Raw genomic sequence first — 17870 nt, 5'->3', positions numbered from 1 at the left:
GACTACCGCCTCCCCGTGCCAAGAGGCTGTACGCCGAATACACTTGCCGGGACACTGATCCCGACCTCGACAAAATGGTCGACAAAACGAGGACGGATCCCCGTCGGTATTGGTCTGCCCAGAAATCGTCCGGTATTGTCGATTCCGGCCGCATAGTCGAATACAAAAGCATCCTGAAGAGTGACAACGTCCCCTTCCATGCCCTGGACTTCGGTGATGTGAGTGACCCGCCTTGTTCCGTCACGAAGTCGAGTCAGATGGACAATTAGATTGATCGCAGAGGCGATCTGCTCTCGGACAGCACGAAGAGGGAGATCCATTCCCGCCATGAGCACCAATGTTTCAAGTCGGGCTATGGCGTCCCTGGGGGAATTGGCATGGACCGTGGAAATAGACCCGTCGTGCCCAGTGTTCATTGCCTGGAGCATGTCCAAGGCTTCTCCGCCGCGAACCTCGCCGACCACAATTCGGTCTGGCCGCATCCTGAGCGAATTCTTGAGTAGGTCTCGGATAGATACCTCGCCTCGTCCCTCGATGTTGGCGGGGCGACTTTCAAGTCGGACTACGTGTTGTTGTTGAAGTTGCAGTTCCACCGCGTCTTCTATGGTGACAATCCTGTCCTCTGCCGGCAGGAAGCCGGAGAGGACGTTCAAGAGGGTGGTCTTTCCTGTGCCAGTACCACCGGTTACCAGAATGTTGAGCCGTGCCCTTACGCAGGCACTCAGAAGCTCCGCCATGTCAGGAGTCAGGGTGCCATAGTCGGCCAAGTCCTGCACCGTCAGGGGAACCCTGCTGAACTTGCGGATAGTCAGCGATGGTCCGTTGACAGCCAATGGCGGGATGATGGCATTTACACGGGAGCCATCTTCCAAACGGGCATCCACCATTGGGGACGACTCATCGATGCGGCGGCCTACTTTGGAGACAATTCGTTCGATGACACGGCGAAGGTGAGTCTCCGTGGCAAACTTTGAATCCGTAAGGGTGAGCTGCCCGCCGCGTTCAACGTATATTTGGTCTGCCCTGTTAACCATGATTTCCGTAACGGTGTCATCATCGAGAAAACGTTGCAGCGGTCCGTAGCCCAGGACGTCGTCCCCGATTTCCCTGATCAAACGGCGCCTTTCCTCGGGAGACAGTGGCACCTGTTCCTCATCTATAACTTGGCTGAGTTCTTCGCGGGCAGACTTGCGAAGATCCTCTTCAGAGAGATTAGGGTCAGTGAGCCTTCCGCCCATGCGCTCGAAAAGTGCCTCACCTGCGCGTTGCTTTAGTCCGGCGAGAGCTGTTCCAGCGCCCCCAGAAGTCGGGACTTCGGCTTCTTTGGCAAGGGAGGTCGTGGATGGGGGTTCAGGCGACGCTTCGTTCCAGGTCGGACCTATACCCCTTGCTGCATTCAATCTGTCCGAGAGATTCACGACACTACCGCCCGTCGATGGAGCTTCCTATGGACTTGGCTGCCCCAATCTGGTTCAAAGCGTTCAACCAGCTTGCGCAGACTCTTTGTTGCGGCATTCCGCCCGCCATCCTGAAGGATCGGGACTCCCTTATTGGTGGCGAATGGCATTGCCGTGGAGTGGGGAATTACTACGTCTACTGGCACCCTTATCGTGGCCTCGACGTCTTGGATGTTCAGGCCAGTGTGCCTGTTGGCGAAGTTGAGAACCACGTGGCGTCCCTGTGGAACTAGGCCAAGTTCAAGAAGGATACCCAGTCCGGTGCGCAGGCCCTTGACGCTGGGAATATCCATTCCCACCACCCAGACGGCGTCCGTGGCATGTTCAAGGGTGGCAAGGGCGTGCTCACCCAGGCCGGGAGCCGTATCAACCACGACGTATCGGAATTCCGAGGCCAGCTGCGCGATCAGCCGGCGGACATGATCGGCTGTGACAAGGTCTGCCTCGCTTGGAACCTTGGGTGCACAAAGTGCATATACTCCGCCGGAATGGACGGTCAGGAATGCCTTTAGCACCATGGCGTCGTGTGCCGCGGCCCCTGTCACTGCATCAACGATTGTGTGCTCTGGGTCAAGTGACAGCCCTGACGCGACGTCGCCGAATTGGAGGTCAAGGTCAACAATCACGACACTCATGGGCGCAACCGTTCCCAAGCCTATTGCCAGATTGGTCGCAATTGTGGTCTTTCCCACGCCGCCCTTGGGGGACATGACAGCAATAACTCTCCCCGTTTCCTGTTCCGAGTTTCCCTGTGAGGACAGCCCGCGACGGCGGCTGGCAGCGGACAGGCAAGCTCTTTCTAGCAGCACCCGGATGGTGGCAGTGTCGGAGCCGGGGCTGACTATGTCCCGTATGCCGGAACGCATGGCGGTAAGGACTAGATCAGCAGAAGCATCGGCTGCCAGTATCACACTAATCTCGGGGAATTGGAGATCCATAACTGTGGCCAACTTAAGAGCTTCGTCGACGGATACGCCAGGGCCCAAAATAATGACTTCAGGTGGTTCTGAGGGGTCCTGGTGGACAATATCCTGAGGCGCACTGTTGATTGCGGATTCGGCCAGGAATTGTACTTTTCCATGAAGGCCGCCAGCCACGGCCGAACGAACCCTCTGCTGGAAACTTGTGTCAGTCGTGATGAGAATGAAACGGCTCACTTTAGGACACCGTCCTTGTGCATTGTGGGAACGTCCGCAGTGTTCGTGTTGGCATTTTCCTTGGACAGGTAAATTTTGCCAAATTCTGCCGCGTGAACGGTGGCCGTTGCGTCCGCGCCCGTCTGTGCAATCGTGATGAATATTGATGTCCCTGAGTTCGGTGACTGAGCTTGCGCGGTTGCTCCGCTTGATTGCTGCGTAGAACTTGTCGCCATTCCCACTTTGGTCACCAATACCTTGTGGAATTGCAGTTTAGTGGCAGGACTATCGCTAGTTCCTGGCGCGACGCCGGTGTTGTAGGAAATAAACACTCCTACGGTATCTCCCGCTTTGATTTCACCGCCTAAAACTCGCTCAGGATCAAGCTTAAGTGTCAGTTCCTCAAGTCCCTTGGGGACGTCGACGTGATCGGGCGAATTGAGACTGCTGGGAGCTACGAGGCGGGCCGCCAGTAATTGTTCTCCTGGAACTAACGCTACGGCTGTAACCTTTCCCGTTTGGTCCGAAAGGGAAGTGACGGCACCCTGGGCCACCGCGGCCTTAGGGAGCGATTGAGACTTAACCATGGTCTTGAGTTCGTCAATTGTGGTGCCGGCGGCCACTGGCTGCTGGACCACCAGTACTTGCATAGGATTCATTCCGGCCTGTGCGCGGCGGTCGGCCGCTTGGACATATGTGGCGAGGAGGACAACACCTGCGATGGCTAGCACCAGCGCCAAGACGCCCCCCAGAAGGCGTGTTTTCACTTGAAACTCCTAATAATCTATTTAGACAGCTTGACGATGCTTCCGCCGAGGTTTGGGCCGGACCCCAGGGCCATGCCTTCCTGGAGTGAAACGAATTTGGTGAAGTATCCGAAAATACCGCGGCAGTCGCCTGTGCATGCTGGTGCGAGAGAATCGGGATGGACGTCGGGATTGAATTTCCAACCTGTCACCTGGAACGCCGCGAATCCGTAAATGGTGTATATCGCGTTATTACCGTTTCCTGTTGATGTTGAGAAAATCGGAATGAGCACAGGGTTGCCCAAGAGTGTTGGCATGACGGGTCCGCACACCCCGGGGAAATTGTTGCCGGGAGAACTACCCGCCTCTCCTGTCCCTACTTGAATATTGGCCTGGCACTGGCTGCCTGCCAAGTTCAACCAGCCGAATCCTCCGGTCGGAAATCCAAGTGCGGCAGTGCATCCCGGATAGTCAGCATTCTGATCTGACCGAAGGAGGATGTGTGCGCTGCTGGGAAGACCGGTGAAATTGCCGGTCGCTGCCAGCTCGGCTTTTTGATCGGGAGTGAGACTCTGGTCGAATACACATTTTCCGAATGTCCATGGTAACGCAGTGCCCGATTTAGGTGGTCCCCAAGATGCCGTGGCAGTGGCCACAACGTCGGCCTTATTGATGCCAAAAACGCTAGCAAATGCCAAACGTATGAAATCGTTGCCCGCAGCATCCCGGCTGGAAACGTTCACCTGAACGCTATTCGCAGTCGGAAATGTGACGGAATTGATTTTGGATTTGGTGTCGTTCGCATTTGAATTGGCCAAGGTCCCCGCCGTTCCCGTTGGGCTGCCGCATCCGCGAGTACTAGAGCAATTATAGGCAACGCCCAAAGCGGCAGAATCTGCACCGTTTTGTAGCTGGCTCCGTTCGGCATACATCATGCCTACATCGATGGAGATGGCTGCGAAGCCAAGCAGCACCACCATGAGAATCGCAACTAGGACAGCGGTCGCTCCGCGTTGATTGTCCAATCTCTTCGTGCTACGAATCCAATTCATCCCCCACATTGCATGACTCCTACTCCGGTAATCTGTGGCGCCGGCATAGGCAAGTACCCGGTCATCCAGGTTGCGGGCGGGCGGACAGTCACCTTCACGGTGGAGCCAGCCGAGCAGGCGCCGGCAGAATACGTGATGATGACTTGCGTGCTGGCCGGCAGCGTTGGGGCCGAGTTTCGCGCCGCCGATATGGCGGCGTCGTTCACGTACCCGCTGTCTGTGTAATGTACGGCAGCGTACCTGGCTCCTTCGCGCGCGGCATTGCTCGCCGAGATTTGTATATTGTAGAGGCGGCCAAACTCCATGATTCCCAGGACTAACAGCAGAAGTACAGGGAGGAGGAGAGCGAATTCCACTGCGGCGGCACCTCGCTCTGGGTTACTTCGCTTCATTACCTTCTCCTCCCAGATGAAAATCATTCGATTTGCGGTAAATGGTCGAGGCGGCTCCAGAAGAGCCTGGAGCCGCCTCGACAGCAACGACCTTGTTTGTCGTCTAGCCGCCGATGGCGGTCAGAACATTCTGGAAGACGACTTGGAGCCGGCCGCCAAGGAATCCAACGACTCCGACGATCACGGCGGCGATCAGTGCGACCATGATGCCGTACTCAACGGCGGTTGCTCCGCGCTCGCCCTCTCGGACTTCCCGGACGCGGTCCACGCCGGCAACGAACATGGTCTGCAGGGTTACGTACATCTTCAACATTTGTTTTTCCTACTTTCATAAAAGGTGTATCAGGATCCGAAATGCGCAGACTTGGCCTGTGATCGAAACGTGAGCCAGCTTGTGAACCTCGGTGTGGCGCCCGGTAAAACTTCCCCCGGCTGACAACAACTAAACGCCAGCCAGGCGGCACTCTCTAGAGTGGTCAGCACTCTACTTTTTGGACACGGTTTTCCCGCGTACGGACCCTTATAAAATAAGGTGGAGATCGCTTTCCCACTCGCATAGCGAGTGTAGGCGTCAGAAAACAACCACTCAGCACCTGGACTACTTGCCTGCGGTTGTAACCATTCCGTTACCATTTCGGGCCGCTTTTGGGCGCACAGGAGAGACCCTTCCAAAAATGCGTGTTTTGCAGGGAAGCGGCGTCAAAGCCGGCATGAGAATGGTGGGGGAGGGCCGCGAAAAATGGGCACCCTGGCGCTTAGTTGGAGGCAGCGTCCTTTCGTCGGCACGTCCCCCGCGCGGTGGTATGGTCAGCCCTCAGATGACCCGGTATATCAACTAAACGCCCCCACCCCAAGTTCGTAACAGAGTGGTGACCACTCTATTTTTTCTCAGCCGCCCATTCGAGTGTCCCCGGGTGTACTGAACGGATCTGCAGAAAACGCCGCAGAATGCCCGCCAACCCCATGCGCGGCCAGCCGCACCCGCACCTTTTCCGCCTGCACCGATGCCAAAGAAAGCCGCGCGAATTCCCTGTCCCGCCGCTCCGAAATCAGCGCGGACAGGAACACTTCCGGGGGAGTGCCGGCCGGGGGCAGCGGCGCCACGTGCGGGCTGGCCTCCTCCGCGAGGGACGCGGCCATGGCAAGCCGCGACTCCGGCGACATCTGCGCACCCTGGCGCAGGAAGATCGAAATCCGCCGGGCCAGCGAATCAGGCAGCCGGCCAATGTCCGCCAGCTTGGCCCACGGCTGCAGGGCCGGCACCACAAACACCTGCAGCGGCTTGGGCTGCGGCGCCCGGTCCCGGATGGCATACGTGCCGGCCACCATGTCGCCCAGCCTCTTCGACTTCTCATTGAAAAGGGAAACCAAAAAAGCCACCGATCCCAGGGTCATGTAAATCTCAAAGACGCCCAAAAGGCCGCGGATCAGGGCGTGGCGGAACCGGATGGAGCCGCCGTCGTCCCTCACTACCCTCAAGCCCAGGGCGAGCTTGCCCAGGGACCTGCCCCGGGTCATGGTCTCCACCGCCACCGGCACCCCAACCAGAATCCCCACCAGCAGCACCAGGAAGATGGCCTTGGCCGCGGCGGCGTCGATCATGAACGGGATGGTGGCGAAGGCCCAGACGGCACCGATCACCAGCACAATGGTAACCAGAACGTCGATCGCGGCGCCTAGCGACCTCGCGGCAAAGGAGGCCGGCCGCAGTTCCAGGACTACGGCCTCGCCGGTGATAATCGCGGACATGCCACCAGTCTAGTGAGCCCGGTGAGTCCTGCGGGGGCACCGGCGCGCACCACGTAGGCTTGCCCTGTGGACCTGGACGCCTTTACCGCAGTGCATCGCCCGCAGTGGGAGCGGCTGAAGGTGCTTGCCCGCAAGCGCCGGCTCACGGGCGCCGAGGCGGACGAGCTCCTGGAGCTGTACCAAAGCGTCTCCGCCCAGCTCTCCCTGATCCGCTCGGTGGCCGCCGAAAGCGCCCTCTCCGCCTCTCTTTCCGCCATCCTGGCCACCGCCCGGACCCGCTTCACCGGCGCCAAGAGCAACTTCTTCGTGGACGTGGCCCGCTTCTTTGTGATTTCCCTGCCCGTGGCGTTCTACCGCCTGCGCTGGCTCACCCTGGCTGTGGGCGCCGCGTTTGTGGTGGTGGGCGTGCTCTTCGGCGTGTGGACCGCCGGCAACCCGGGTGTCATGGCCGCGCTGGGTTCCGACTCCCGCCTCCAGCAGCTGGTCAACCACGACTTCGTCGACTACTACTCCGAGAACCCCGCCGCCTCCTTCGCCGGCTCCGTGTGGACCAACAACGCCTGGATCGCCGCCCAATGCGTGGCCCTGGGCATCACGGGCGTGTTTGTGCCGTACTCCCTGTTCATGAACGCCCAGGGCGTGGGCATGACCGCCGGCGTGATGTTCGCCTACGGCCGCGGCGACACCTTCTTCAGCTACATCCTTCCCCACGGACTCATGGAACTGACCAGCATCTTCATCGCCGGCGCCGCGGGCCTGCGCATCTTTTGGTCCTGGGTGAGCCCCGGCCCCCGCAGCCGGCTCGACTCCTTGGCCCGCGAAGGCCGCGCCCTCATGACCACCGCCATCGGACTGGTCTTCGTCCTCTTCGTCTCCGGCCTGGTCGAAGCCTTCGTCACCCCCAGCCCCCTGCCCGTGTGGGCCAAGATCACCATTGGCGCGCTGGTGCTGGCCGGGTACTGGAGCTACACCCTGGTCCTGGGCCGCCGCGCCTGGCTGGCTGGCGAGACAGGTGACCTTTCCGCGGACGACGCCGGGGCTGCCGCCATCTCCGCCTGACCCTTTGCCTACCGCCCGGCTCGGGTTGGGAGGGCTTCGCCGTGGTTTTCCCTTTGCCGTGGAGTTTGCTGTGAAAGTGGTGTCAGTTTGGCCAAGCGCCGGGGTGGCAGCGGCCCTGGGAAGCTGCTCCCGGGTAGTCTTCACGGTGTGACACAGAACCCAACCCCGGAAAAGCCCACCTCGCAAATGCCTGTCGTGGCGAAGGCTGGCGCGCCCGCTGCTGGTGGTGCTGCTGCCGGTGCTGCCGCTCCTGCCCCTGCTGGAGCTGGCGTGCCCGCGGCGCCTGCCGTTGCTCCCGCTCCTGCCCCTGCCTCTGCTGGTGCTGGCGTGCCCGCGGCGCCCGACGTTGCCCCTGCTGCCTCTCCTGCGGGAGCGGCGCCCGGCGCCCCTGCTTCCCCCGCACCTGCTGGAGGTGCGGCACCTGCCGGTGGAACGGCGTCGTCCTCGGTGCCGGTAAAGCCCGAGGCCAGGATCAAGCTGGACGCACCCGCGGACGGCAGCGAACCCGAGCCCATGCGCCCGGCCCGCCGGCTGCCCAAGCTGCCCGAGGTTTCCGCAGCCGGGTCCCCGTCGACCCCCACGGCCGCGCTGCAGGTGCAGCATTCGGACAAGCGGCTCGAGAAGACACGGGTGGCCCTGGAGCAGGCGGCCCGGACCAAGCCCGTGCTGCCGCGCGTTTTCCAGGTGCTGCTGGCCGTGTTCTACCCCGTGGTGCTGCTGGTGCTGGCCATCCGCCTGGTCACCACGCCGTACTTCCTGTGGGTGGAGTACCACCGCCCCGGCTTCCCGGCCGATTCCTTTGGCTTCAGCACGGACGACCGGATGACGTATGGCTCGTACACCGTGGACTACCTGCTGAACCTCTCCGGCGCCCGCTACCTGGGCGATCTGGTCAACTCCCAGCACAACCAGCTGTTCCTGGCCCGCGAAGTGGCGCACATGGCGGATGTGAAGACTGTCATCACCACGGCGTTCGTGATCGGCCTGGTGCTGGCGGTCGGCATGGTCATTGCGATGGTGTACCTGGCGCGGCGCAGCGTGGGCGGCATCAGGCGGGGGCTGTTTGCCGGGTCGATCGTGACGCTGGTGATCATTATTGTGCTGGGCGTGCTGGCCGGCATGGGCTGGGAGACGTTCTTCACCGACTTCCACCACATCTTCTTCGCCAACGGCACCTGGACGTTCTACACGGACGACACCCTGATCCGCCTCTTCCCGAGCGAATTCTGGCTGGATTCCGGGATCTTCATCGGTGCGTTTGTGCTGGTGGTGGCGTCGCTGACCATGGCGTTCACGTGGCCCACTGCCGGCCGCCGCCAGGCAGTGACCCGCTCCCGCCGCCCGGGCCGCAGGACGGCCGTGGTCGGGTAGGTTTCGGTGGTTCGGGGGTCGAGCAGCGACCTCAGGGAGCGCGCCGAGACCTGGATTGCCGCCCGCCGGTGGTCGAGCAGCGAGCCCCTCGAGCGCGTCGAGACCTGGCGAGCGGACGCCCCGGTGGTCGAGCAGCGAGCTCTGCGAGCGCGTCGAGACCCAGGGGCAGCGTCGAGACCCGGATTTCGACAGGCTCCATCATCGGCGGTGCAGCTCCTGCGACCTTTTCGGCGCGTAGCCCGCAGGAGCTGCACTTTGGAATCCTGGAAGGGCGGTCAACCCGCAGGAGCTGCACTTTCGAATCGACACTGGTGCGTTTGAGGACCAGGCGGGCTCCGAGTGTGCAGATATGGCGGCCACGGCGGTCAGCGGGGGCCGGATTGGCATGCCTGAAGCACTGACCACCCGGTCAGTCAGCAGCGATGGCGACTTAGACCGGTTCTAAGTCGCCATTGCTGCATACTCGGGGCCCGGGGGAGGGTGAAAAGGCCCGGGGCCGGGTGAAAGGGCCGGATCGCAGCACGGAAAGCCGCAAATCGAACCCCGGAAAACCCCAAAGTACGCATATGGCGGGCCACCGGATTCCCGGCCACCGCGAAACAGCACAGGCCCGCCCAAGGCAGGGGCCGGCGTCGTGCTGGAAATGGTGGAACGCACTGGCTTTTAAGGCCATGGGAAGAGCGCCCCCTGTGCAGTGACCCACATGCAGCGCTGGTACGTCAAGGGCTACAAAAGAATGGTGCTTGTTATGGACACCACGCTACCCCGGTGAATTGTGGGATTCTGCTAGACTCACCCTGATACCAGTTACCGCATTTACCGCAAAGTTTGGATAATTTTGGAAGACGAGCAATTAGGTAGCGCGGAAAAGTCCCTCGATGTGATGGACTATGTCCGCGTTTTTCGGCAACACTGGATGGGGGTCGTTGCACTAACGCTTATCGGCATTCTTTGCAGTGCTGGGTGGATTTTTACGCAGACGCCAACGTACTCATCCAATTCTGTTGGCTACGTTTCAATCCCCGGTGGGGACAATATGGGCTCAGCACTGGCGGGGGACAACCTGGCCAAGTCGAAGGCCACCAGCTACGCCAGCTTCGCCAGTTCGCGTCCGGTGGCGGATGCCGTCATCAGCTCGCTGAAGCTGGACGTCAAGCCGGATGCGCTGCTCAAGCAGATCACGGTTACGTCCGCGAAGGACACCCCGCAGATCAAGATCACGGCCACCGCCGACTCCGCCCAAGAGGCACAGAGCCTGGCCAACGCGTGGGTTGTGGCGCTCGCCGACCAGGTGAAGGTGCTTGAATCGACCACGCCTGTCAAGGGCCAGCCCGCCGCGGCGGATTCCATCATCAAGGTGGTGGCGCTGGGCGACGCCCCGCTGCCCACCTTCCCCACCTCGCCGAACAAGAAGCTGTCCCTGATCCTGGGCGCACTGGCCGGCCTAATCATCGGCGTGGCCTACGCCCTGGTCCGCAACCACCTGGACCGCCGCATCCGCTCCATTGAAATGGTGGAGCGCGTCATCGGCACCTCCGTGGTGGGCACCATCCCCGTGGACGATCGCCTCCGCAACGGCCAGCACGTGGTGGAGAACGGCCAGATCAACCACGCGAACTCCGAGGGCTATGCGCTTTCCGAGGCCCTGCGTGAACTGCGCACCAACCTGCACTACATGAACGTGGACAACCCGCCGCGTGTCATCGTCATCACCAGCTCCATCCCCAGCGAAGGCAAGTCGACCATTGCCGCGAACCTGGCCGTGACCATTGCGGCAACGGGCGAGAAGGTCATCCTCATCGACGGCGACCTCCGCCGCCCCGTGGTTTCCGAGTTCTTCGGCCTCGCCGGCGGTGGCGGACTGACGGACATCCTCAGCGGACAGGCAACGCTCGACGACGTCCTGCAGGTTTACGGGCCCGTGCCGGCTCTTGCTGTGCTTGGCGCCGGCCGGATCCCGCCGAACCCCAGCGAGCTGCTCGGTTCGCAGTCCATGAAGCGTCTGCTGGATGCGCTGGCCAAGGAGGCCGTGGTCCTCATTGACGCCCCGCCGCTGCTGCCCGTTACGGACGCCGCCATCCTGGCCCGCGCCACGGACGGCGCCCTTGTGGTGGCCGGTGCCGGCAAGACGACCATTGACGAGCTGGAGAAGGCTGTCAGCACCCTGTCCAAGGTCAACGCCCCGCTGCTCGGCGCCGTGCTGAACCGCGTGCCCACCTCGGGCGGACAAGCTGCCGGCTACGGGTACTACGGAAAGTCGTACTACTACCGCCAAGACAAGGCTTCTGGTGCTGCTGCTGGTTCCAAGGGTGTCAAGGGTGTCAAGGGCAAGAAGGTGCGCCGCAACCACGCGCCGGCCGAGCCCCTGACCACGCCGGTCAAGGAATACTACGCCGATGCTGAAGAGCCGCAGCTGACCGGCGCGGCCCAGGACTTCGAACGCCTGCTGCACCCGGTGGACGACGAAACCGTGCCCCGGCGTTTGACCCGCCACCTGTAGGCCGGTTTCACCGTTTTCGCAAAGGGACCCCGTCCGGACTTCATGTTCCGGGGAGGGTCCCTTTGTTGTTGGCGTGCGTGTCCGGGGCGAGATTCAGGAGCTAAGAGAAGCTAAGCGGTGCAGTCGCCCTATGGATCAATCGAGGCCGGTGCTTTGAGCGGGCTTCTGGCCGAAACTCATCTCGCCTTGACGCACGGTTGGTAGAAGCAGGGGTTCTCGTAGGACTCGCGCCGATAGCAGGTGAACGGATTCACGGAGATACGGGAAGAGCGCGAACACGGAAACCCTATTGCCAAAGTCGAAGGCGGCTTCGTCGGAGACCGAGTATTTGTTGTCGAAGTCCCATTGACCGACAGCTTCCGAGCGGACTTCACCATTCTGAGTCGTGATCCGCACAGAAAGACGGGCGTGCAGGGTCGACTCGTCGGCGCGGACCATGAGGTTGAATTCAGTGGAAAATTGCTGGTTTAGCGACGGCGGCGACGCTTCTTCGAAGTGACCATCGAAGTGCCGGGCGGACTCTTCCAGAAATCCGATGTCCTTCAGCGTGGAGTGCGTGGCGATCTCGATTGCATTGTTAAGTGCGGGCCTTTTGGGGGTACTCATGCGGTTACCGCAAAATAGGAAGGATCTTCATGATCAGCATGGTCCCGTCGCGTTACGTCGTCATCCCTGACAGCGACTCGAATGTGACCAGACTCGATGTCCATGTCCAGTCCGATGCGCGCCGTGATCCATCCAGATTGGCTCAAACGTTCTTCGGCCAAGCGTCCATTGATGATGGCAATTTCGTCCTGTGACGGATAGCGGACCATTTCACCATACCCAGAATTGGATCGGGCCCAGGTGGCAACTTTGCCCCAGTCCCAGAGTGATACCCCGGAAATTACTGACGGTTCAGGGAAGGTCTTTTCTGCCTTCCGGGTGCCGCGAATCCAGTTGTTGACAGCTTGGCGGCTCACTCCCAGGCGGTCGGCAATCTCCGTTGTGGTCACTAAATCCTGCACCACCGAATGAGCGGAAATCCCACGTGCTTGCATCGCGGCCAGAAGATTAGGCCACGACTCTTGGAGTTCCCCGGTCAGCAGGAATGTGGCAAAAGTCTGTGAACCATGAACGGCAATGTGGGCATCAAGTTCGTCGGCAAGGAAGTCCTCCTCAGACTCCGACAGCGCATCAACGAGTAGCCGAATTTCAATCTTGTCCACAATGTTCATGCTCCCATATTTACCCGGTCAATGGGGTGTTGTCAATTGACAACACCCCATCATCTGTGCCGCATCAGTTCGTGCCGGTCAGGGCAGCGCATGGCGTCGCGACGAAGCTTCCAACCAGATGATTCCAGCTCCAACAGCACGGCAAAGATATCTTTGTGGACTTCCTTGCGGACATCGCTAACCCGTAACCAACCCGAATCTTCCATGAATCGCGTTCACCTGTTCCTCTCTGTCCCGCAGTTAGCCCCCGCTGCACCACGCCTCAAACGCGACAATCTCCTCCACTGCGGGCATGATCTCCTCCACCATCCGCTGGTGGGTCGTGGAGCTGCGCAGGTAGGGGTCCACCACGTCGTCACCCGCCGCAGACGGGCGCGACGACGAACGGAACGTGGCGGCCAGGCCCGGCATGGCAGCCCACCGTGCCTCCACCTGCTCAGGCGAGCCTCCCAGCGGGACCTGGGCGCCGGCGTCGGACTTAAGGGTGCGAAGGATCCGCGCAAACTCAATGAGGGTATAGGCGCGCTTGAGCATGCGCGGGCTCAGGCGGATCACGGCGTCGCGGTGGGCCACGGTCATGGCCAGCACCAGCTCGCTGCCGGCCAGGATTTGCGGGGTCAGCTGGCGGGAGATGAAGCCTTCGCTGGAGCCGCCCAGGGCCGTGAGCAACTGTGCGGATTCTGCTTCCATGCCGTCGCCGGCCATCGATGCGGTGCCGGCGCTGGCCACCTCGAACAGGCCGGGGTGGAGGGCATCGAATTCCTTTTGGAGCATCCGCTCGGCGTAGGGGGAACGGCAGATGTTCCCGGTGCACACGGTCAGCAATCGAATCATCAATTGATCATATCCGGATTGCTAGAATGGTTTGGACCCCCAATTTCGGCTGCATTTAGCCGCGCAATCCCGCCAAACCAGCCGAAGGATCCCGCCACGCATGGCCCGTAAAGTGCAGCCGTCCGCCCCGTCCCTCTGGTACCGCCTCCGGCACAACCTGGCGGTGACCTTGGTGCTGAACCTGCTGGCCGCCGTGGTGGTCATTGCGCTGGTGCAGGCGTTTTTTGTGAAGCTGTATGTGGTGCCGTCCGGGTCCATGGAAACCACGTTGCAGGTGGGGGACCGGATCCTGGTCAACCGCGCCGCGTACGCCGGGGGAGTGCCGGCGCGCGGCGATGTGGTGGTTTTCTCCGCGACCGCCGACTGGCACGAGCCCAAGCCCGCCTCCTCCAATCCGCTCAAGGAGGCCGTGAAGTACGTGGGCGACGTGACGGGGATCGGTCCCTCGCACGGCGACTTTCTGGTCAAGCGCGTGATCGGCATCCCCGGCGACGTGGTGGACTGCTGCAGCGCCGGCGGCTTGGTGGTGGTCAACGGCGTGCCCCAAAACGAGCCGTACATTTACGGGAACCTGCCGTTCTCCGCCACCCTTGGCTGCACGACGGCGACGCGCAGTGCCCGCTGTTTCCCTCCCGTCACGGTGCCCAAGGGACAGCTGCTGGTGATGGGCGACCACCGCGGCAACTCCAACGACTCCGTTTACGGCTGCCGCGGCAAGGACTCGGCGGAAGGCTGCCTGAAACTGGTGCCGCTGGGGAAGGTCATTGGCAAGACGGTTGCTACTGTATTGCCGCTGAACCGGATCGGCGGGGTTCACTAGGGTTTCGGGCGCTGGTTGCTGGTTGCTGGTTGCTGGTTGCTGGCGAGGGACGCCGCCGTCGAGCTTGCCGGGGTGTTCGCGGACTTTCCTGTGGGGCACAGCCCAATGCCAGTTTGGCCCCGGGTGCACCGGGGGACAAAGTCGGCATGGGTTTTGCCCCAGCGGGAAGTGCGAGCTTGCGAAAGCGCTGGGCGGGTGCCTGACTAGTGGGCCTGAGGACGGAGCCAAACTGCGAGAACGGCGGATCCGCGGACGATTTCACGCCTGCGGGGCGAACCCGCGAACGCACCGAGAAGATACACCGTCGGTGCGGGGTGGCACCGCAGTCGGCGCGCGTGCCCGGTTGAGCAGCGGGTTGGCACCGCAATCCGCGAGGGCACCGCAATCGGCGAGGGGCAGCGCAGGACACCGGCCAGGTTCAAGGCCGCCACGCTGGGCCTGCGGCTGACGGCTACCTGATGACAAGCGCCACCGGGCTCCCCGCAGCCTAAACACAAATTCACGTCTTACATGACTTACATGTACATTCATGGGCGGATTCGGGAACCGCAATTGCCGCCAAGCGTCAGGCCTGTTCCAGCACGCCCTTGGCCACCAGCTCGTCCAGGGCGGCGCCAATCAGCTGCGCGGCATCCGGATGGCCGCCAATCCTCTCCACCACGCCCGCCAGAACCTCATCGCGGCTGGTCCACCCGGCCGCCAGCTCCCAGATGATCCCGCCCAGCGGCCCCAGCTCCATGACCTGGGTGTTCACCAGCACCAGCACGACGCCGGCCACCTCCACCGCGTCCCGCGCAGCCGCGCGCCGTACCCCTGTCCGCAGGCCCGTGTCAGAACGGTCCAGCTCCAGCGCCGTCCACGGGTCCGTCCCGGCACCGGAAGGGGCGGACAGCTCAGGCAACACTTCGCGGATGCCGGCCGCCTCCGAATAGCGGATCCGCGTCACACCGCCGCACGCGTCAATCATGCGGCACAGCTGCACCAGCCCGCGGTCCAGGCTCGCCAGGGCGGACAGCTGCGGCGTCAGTTCCAGGACAGCTTCCACCAGGGGGACGGCTTCCAGCACCACGGGGCCGCCGCCGTCGTGCCTGGAAAGCAGCGTGATGGCCCGCAGGAACGGCTTCGCTGGCGTGCGGCCCAGCGGGAAACTGTGCGGGCCCTGCTGCAGTTTCGGCAGGCCGGCTTCGGGCTGCTTGACGGAAAACGGTTTGGGGTAGGGGACGATCCGCAGTTCCTCATCCACGGCGATGGTTTCGTCGCTCACGTAGCCCAGGCCGGTGCCGAGGGTCCGCGCCACCGTTGTTTTGCCCGTGCCCGACGGCGCAATGAACGCCACCGTGGCGCCGGTGGAATCGGCAAGGCCGCACGCGTGGAACATCATGAGCCTGCCCGCCAGCTGGTCGATGGCGGTGAGCGTGATGGTGGAGGTGAGGTGCTCGTCCGCGCGGTCAAAGCTCCCGGTAATGCGCGCCACGGTGCCGGCGGCCACCGTGCCGGCGGCCTCCGTGCCGCGGGCCAGGCAGCGCGACCACGCCGCCCGGAATCCCGCAGCTTCCTCGGCGGACAGCCCCGTGACGTCGATCGGCACACCCAGCGCTGTCACCTGCACCGTTGCAGGCTCGACGGCGGCCCCGCCGGGATCCGTGCGGACGGAGGAGGCGGTGCCTGGCATGGTGGGTCCTGTCGCTGGGGTCGATGTGGGGTCAAAGTGAAGAAGGGGAATCTTTCTCGAGCTTAGTGAATGGGCACGGCTGGGCATAACCCGGGCCGCACCCAAGGTGACCCGGGCACCCGGCCCGGGCGCCGCCGTCGTGCTTGTCAGATCCAGCTGGGCATCCACATGTGCTGGCGCCAGTAGTCGTACGGGATGAGCTCGGCGGCCCAGATGGGGTAGAAGTAGGCGCTGAGGCCCACCGCCAGGACCAGGAAAATGCCGGCGAACAGGGCGCTCTGCTGCCTCCTCCACGGTGGGCTGTCCGCCCTGCCCAGCACCAGGCCCAGCACCATGGTGACGCCCAGGATCATGTAGGGCTCGTAGGCGATGGCGTAGAAGAAGAAGATGGTGCGTTCCGGGTAGAGCAGCCACGGGAGGAAGCCGGCGCCGAAGCCCACCAGGATGGCGGCGGCGCGCCAGTCACGGCGGAAGATCCACACGCCCAGCAGGAACAGCACGGCCAGCGAGCCGCCCCACCAGATCAGCGGGTTGCCCAGGCTGGTGACCATGGCGGCGCACTTGTCCACCGTGCAGCCGTCCTCGCCCTTGACGGGGTACTGCGAATAAAAGGACGTGGGGCGGCCCATGACCAGCCACGACCACGCATTCGCCTTGTACGGGTGGTCGGTGGAGAGGCCCGTGTGGAAGGCGTAGGCGGTGGAGTGGTAGTGCCACAGCGACCGCAACGACGCCGGAATCCAGCCCCACGTCTGGCTCGGGTTGGAGGCGGCCCAGTTGCGGTCGTAGGCGTCCTTGGAGAGGAACCAGCCCGTCCACGTGGCCAGGTACGTCACGGCCGCCACCGGGACCATGCTGACGAAGGCCACCGCGCCGTCCTTGAGAATGGCGCCCGTGATCCAGTACCTGACACCCGCAATGCGGCGCGCGTTCATGTCCCAGACCACGCTCATCACGCCAAACGCGGCCAGGAAAAACAGCCCCGACCACTTCGTGCCAATGCACAGCCCCAGCGCGATTCCGGCCGCGAGGCGCCACCACCTGAACCCCAGCCACGGCCCGTACAGGAGCTCCCGCGGTCCCACCTGGCCACGGCGGGCGGCGAGGGAGGCAAGCCTGGCGGCCAGCCGGCGTCGTCCGTCATCGCGGTCCATCAGGACCGCACCAAACGCCACCAGCGCCCAAAACATGACAAAAATGTCCAGCAGCGAGGTGCGCGACTGCACAATCGCGTGGCCGTCGACGGCGAACAGCAGGCCCGCGACGGCGCCCAGCAGGGTGGAGCGGAACATTTTCTGCGCGATCAGGGCCAGCAGGAAGATGGACACCGTGCCGATTAGCGCCGCCGAAAACCGCCACCCGAAGGAACTGTCCGGGCCGAAAAGCCACATGCCAAACGCGATCATCCACTTGCCCACGGGCGGGTGCACCACGTACTCGGGCGAGGTTTGGAGGCCGGAATAGTTGCCCTTGACGAAGAGGTCGTTCGCCTTCTCCGCCCAGTTCCGCTCGTAGCCGCTCTGGAGGTAGCTGTACGCGTCCTTGATGTAATACGTCTCGTCAAACACCAGCGCGTGCGGATCGCCCAGCCGGACAAACCGCAGCACGCCGCCGATCACCGCCGTCAGCGCCGGGCCCAGCCAGAACCAGAGGCGCAGGCTGGGCGGGGTTTGGTAGGCGCCCATGAGCCGCCGGGCCAGGGCCGAGCGGGTGAACGCCGCCGAGGGGTCGCGCAGCCAGCGGGGCCCTGGTTTTGCCACGGCTGTCGCTGCTGCCTCGGCTTCGGCTCCGGCTTCGGCTCCGGCTTCGGCTCCTGCTCCTGCTTCGGGGGCGTTGATGTGCACCCTGCCCATGCTACCCAGTGC

Annotated in this window: 16 protein-coding genes and 1 pseudogene; 5 read left to right on the top strand and 12 right to left on the bottom strand. The window is 62.8% G+C overall.

Annotated features, from left to right (window positions below; all coding sequences use genetic code 11):
• Positions 1–2: 2 nt before the first annotated feature.
• The 4 genes from G6N77_RS09280 to G6N77_RS09265 are packed head-to-tail and all read right to left on the bottom strand — an operon-like array spanning position 3 to position 4400.
• Positions 3–1418: a TadA family conjugal transfer-associated ATPase gene (locus tag G6N77_RS09280; RefSeq protein WP_165181791.1), complete on the bottom strand. Its 1416-nt coding sequence runs from the start codon at positions 1416–1418 to the stop codon at positions 3–5.
• The gene (locus G6N77_RS09275; protein ID WP_165181789.1) at positions 1415–2614 is read right to left on the bottom strand and encodes a CpaE/TadZ family protein; all 1200 of its coding nucleotides are present in this window, start codon (positions 2612–2614) and stop codon (positions 1415–1417) included. Before G6N77_RS09275 ends, G6N77_RS09280 begins: the two co-directional genes overlap by 4 nt.
• Positions 2611–3360 carry a Flp pilus assembly protein CpaB gene (gene cpaB, locus G6N77_RS09270; RefSeq protein ID WP_165181787.1) on the bottom strand — a complete coding sequence of 250 codons (750 nt, stop codon included), beginning with the start codon at positions 3358–3360 and terminating at the stop codon, positions 2611–2613. Before cpaB ends, G6N77_RS09275 begins: the two co-directional genes overlap by 4 nt.
• Before the next feature lie 17 nt (positions 3361–3377).
• Positions 3378–4400 (bottom strand): pilus assembly protein TadG-related protein, encoded by a 1023-nt coding sequence (locus tag G6N77_RS09265; RefSeq protein ID WP_240901811.1) that lies wholly within the window; start codon positions 4398–4400, stop codon positions 3378–3380.
• 3 nt (positions 4401–4403) lie between these two features.
• Between G6N77_RS09265 and G6N77_RS19865 the strand changes: the two genes are divergently transcribed.
• Positions 4404–4616 carry a hypothetical protein gene (locus tag G6N77_RS19865; protein WP_240901833.1) on the top strand — a complete coding sequence of 71 codons (213 nt, stop codon included), beginning with the start codon at positions 4404–4406 and terminating at the stop codon, positions 4614–4616.
• 26 nt (positions 4617–4642) lie between these two features.
• Here G6N77_RS19865 and G6N77_RS19860 read toward each other — a convergent pair.
• The 3 genes and pseudogenes from G6N77_RS19860 to G6N77_RS09250 all read right to left on the bottom strand — a co-directional run.
• A pseudogene (locus tag G6N77_RS19860) lies at positions 4643–4783 on the bottom strand (TadE/TadG family type IV pilus assembly protein); the annotation flags it as partial.
• A gap of 103 nt (positions 4784–4886) precedes the next feature.
• Positions 4887–5096 (bottom strand): Flp family type IVb pilin, encoded by a 210-nt coding sequence (locus tag G6N77_RS09255; RefSeq protein WP_205678151.1) that lies wholly within the window; start codon positions 5094–5096, stop codon positions 4887–4889.
• A 575-nt stretch (positions 5097–5671) separates the two neighbouring features.
• The gene (locus G6N77_RS09250) at positions 5672–6532 is read right to left on the bottom strand and encodes an RDD family protein (protein ID WP_165181785.1); all 861 of its coding nucleotides are present in this window, start codon (positions 6530–6532) and stop codon (positions 5672–5674) included.
• A gap of 66 nt (positions 6533–6598) precedes the next feature.
• Between G6N77_RS09250 and G6N77_RS09245 the strand changes: the two genes are divergently transcribed.
• The 3 genes from G6N77_RS09245 to G6N77_RS09235 all read left to right on the top strand — a co-directional run bounded on the left by G6N77_RS09245 (position 6599) and on the right by G6N77_RS09235 (position 11462).
• The gene (locus G6N77_RS09245) at positions 6599–7591 is read left to right on the top strand and encodes a stage II sporulation protein M (protein ID WP_306987379.1); all 993 of its coding nucleotides are present in this window, start codon (positions 6599–6601) and stop codon (positions 7589–7591) included.
• A gap of 147 nt (positions 7592–7738) precedes the next feature.
• Positions 7739–8962, top strand: coding sequence for a TIGR01906 family membrane protein (locus G6N77_RS09240; protein ID WP_306987380.1), 1224 nt, complete (start codon positions 7739–7741; stop codon positions 8960–8962).
• Between the two features lie 883 nt (positions 8963–9845).
• Complete coding sequence (locus G6N77_RS09235; protein WP_276609786.1) at positions 9846–11462, top strand: polysaccharide biosynthesis tyrosine autokinase; 1617 nt, start codon at positions 9846–9848, stop codon at positions 11460–11462.
• A gap of 135 nt (positions 11463–11597) precedes the next feature.
• Here the strand turns inward: G6N77_RS09235 and G6N77_RS09230 are convergent, their stop codons facing one another.
• The 3 genes from G6N77_RS09230 to G6N77_RS09220 form a co-directional block, all read right to left on the bottom strand.
• Positions 11598–12068, bottom strand: coding sequence for a hypothetical protein (locus tag G6N77_RS09230; RefSeq protein WP_165181781.1), 471 nt, complete (start codon positions 12066–12068; stop codon positions 11598–11600).
• Positions 12065–12679: a YfeC-like transcriptional regulator gene (locus G6N77_RS09225; RefSeq protein WP_165181779.1), complete on the bottom strand. Its 615-nt coding sequence runs from the start codon at positions 12677–12679 to the stop codon at positions 12065–12067. The genes G6N77_RS09230 and G6N77_RS09225 overlap by 4 nt, the downstream gene beginning before the upstream one ends.
• A gap of 240 nt (positions 12680–12919) precedes the next feature.
• The gene (locus tag G6N77_RS09220; protein ID WP_165181777.1) at positions 12920–13513 is read right to left on the bottom strand and encodes an arsenate reductase/protein-tyrosine-phosphatase family protein; all 594 of its coding nucleotides are present in this window, start codon (positions 13511–13513) and stop codon (positions 12920–12922) included.
• 100 nt (positions 13514–13613) lie between these two features.
• Here G6N77_RS09220 and lepB point away from each other — a divergent pair, with 100 nt between their 5' ends.
• Entirely contained in the window at positions 13614–14333 is a 720-nt protein-coding gene (lepB, locus tag G6N77_RS09215) for a signal peptidase I (protein WP_240901809.1), read from the top strand.
• A 565-nt stretch (positions 14334–14898) separates the two neighbouring features.
• Here the strand turns inward: lepB and G6N77_RS09210 are convergent.
• Positions 14899–16005, bottom strand: a complete 1107-nt coding sequence (locus G6N77_RS09210; protein ID WP_165181775.1) for a P-loop NTPase family protein — start codon at positions 16003–16005, stop codon at positions 14899–14901.
• A 146-nt stretch (positions 16006–16151) separates the two neighbouring features.
• Positions 16152–17858, bottom strand: coding sequence for a dolichyl-phosphate-mannose--protein mannosyltransferase (locus G6N77_RS09205; RefSeq protein ID WP_165181773.1), 1707 nt, complete (start codon positions 17856–17858; stop codon positions 16152–16154).
• Positions 17859–17870 lie beyond the last annotated feature (12 nt).

Source organism: Arthrobacter silviterrae (genome assembly GCF_011045165.1).
Lineage (GTDB): Bacteria > Actinomycetota > Actinomycetes > Actinomycetales > Micrococcaceae > Specibacter > Specibacter silviterrae.
Note: the sequence above shows the minus strand (reverse complement) of the source record. Positions and strands in the feature narration are given on the sequence as shown.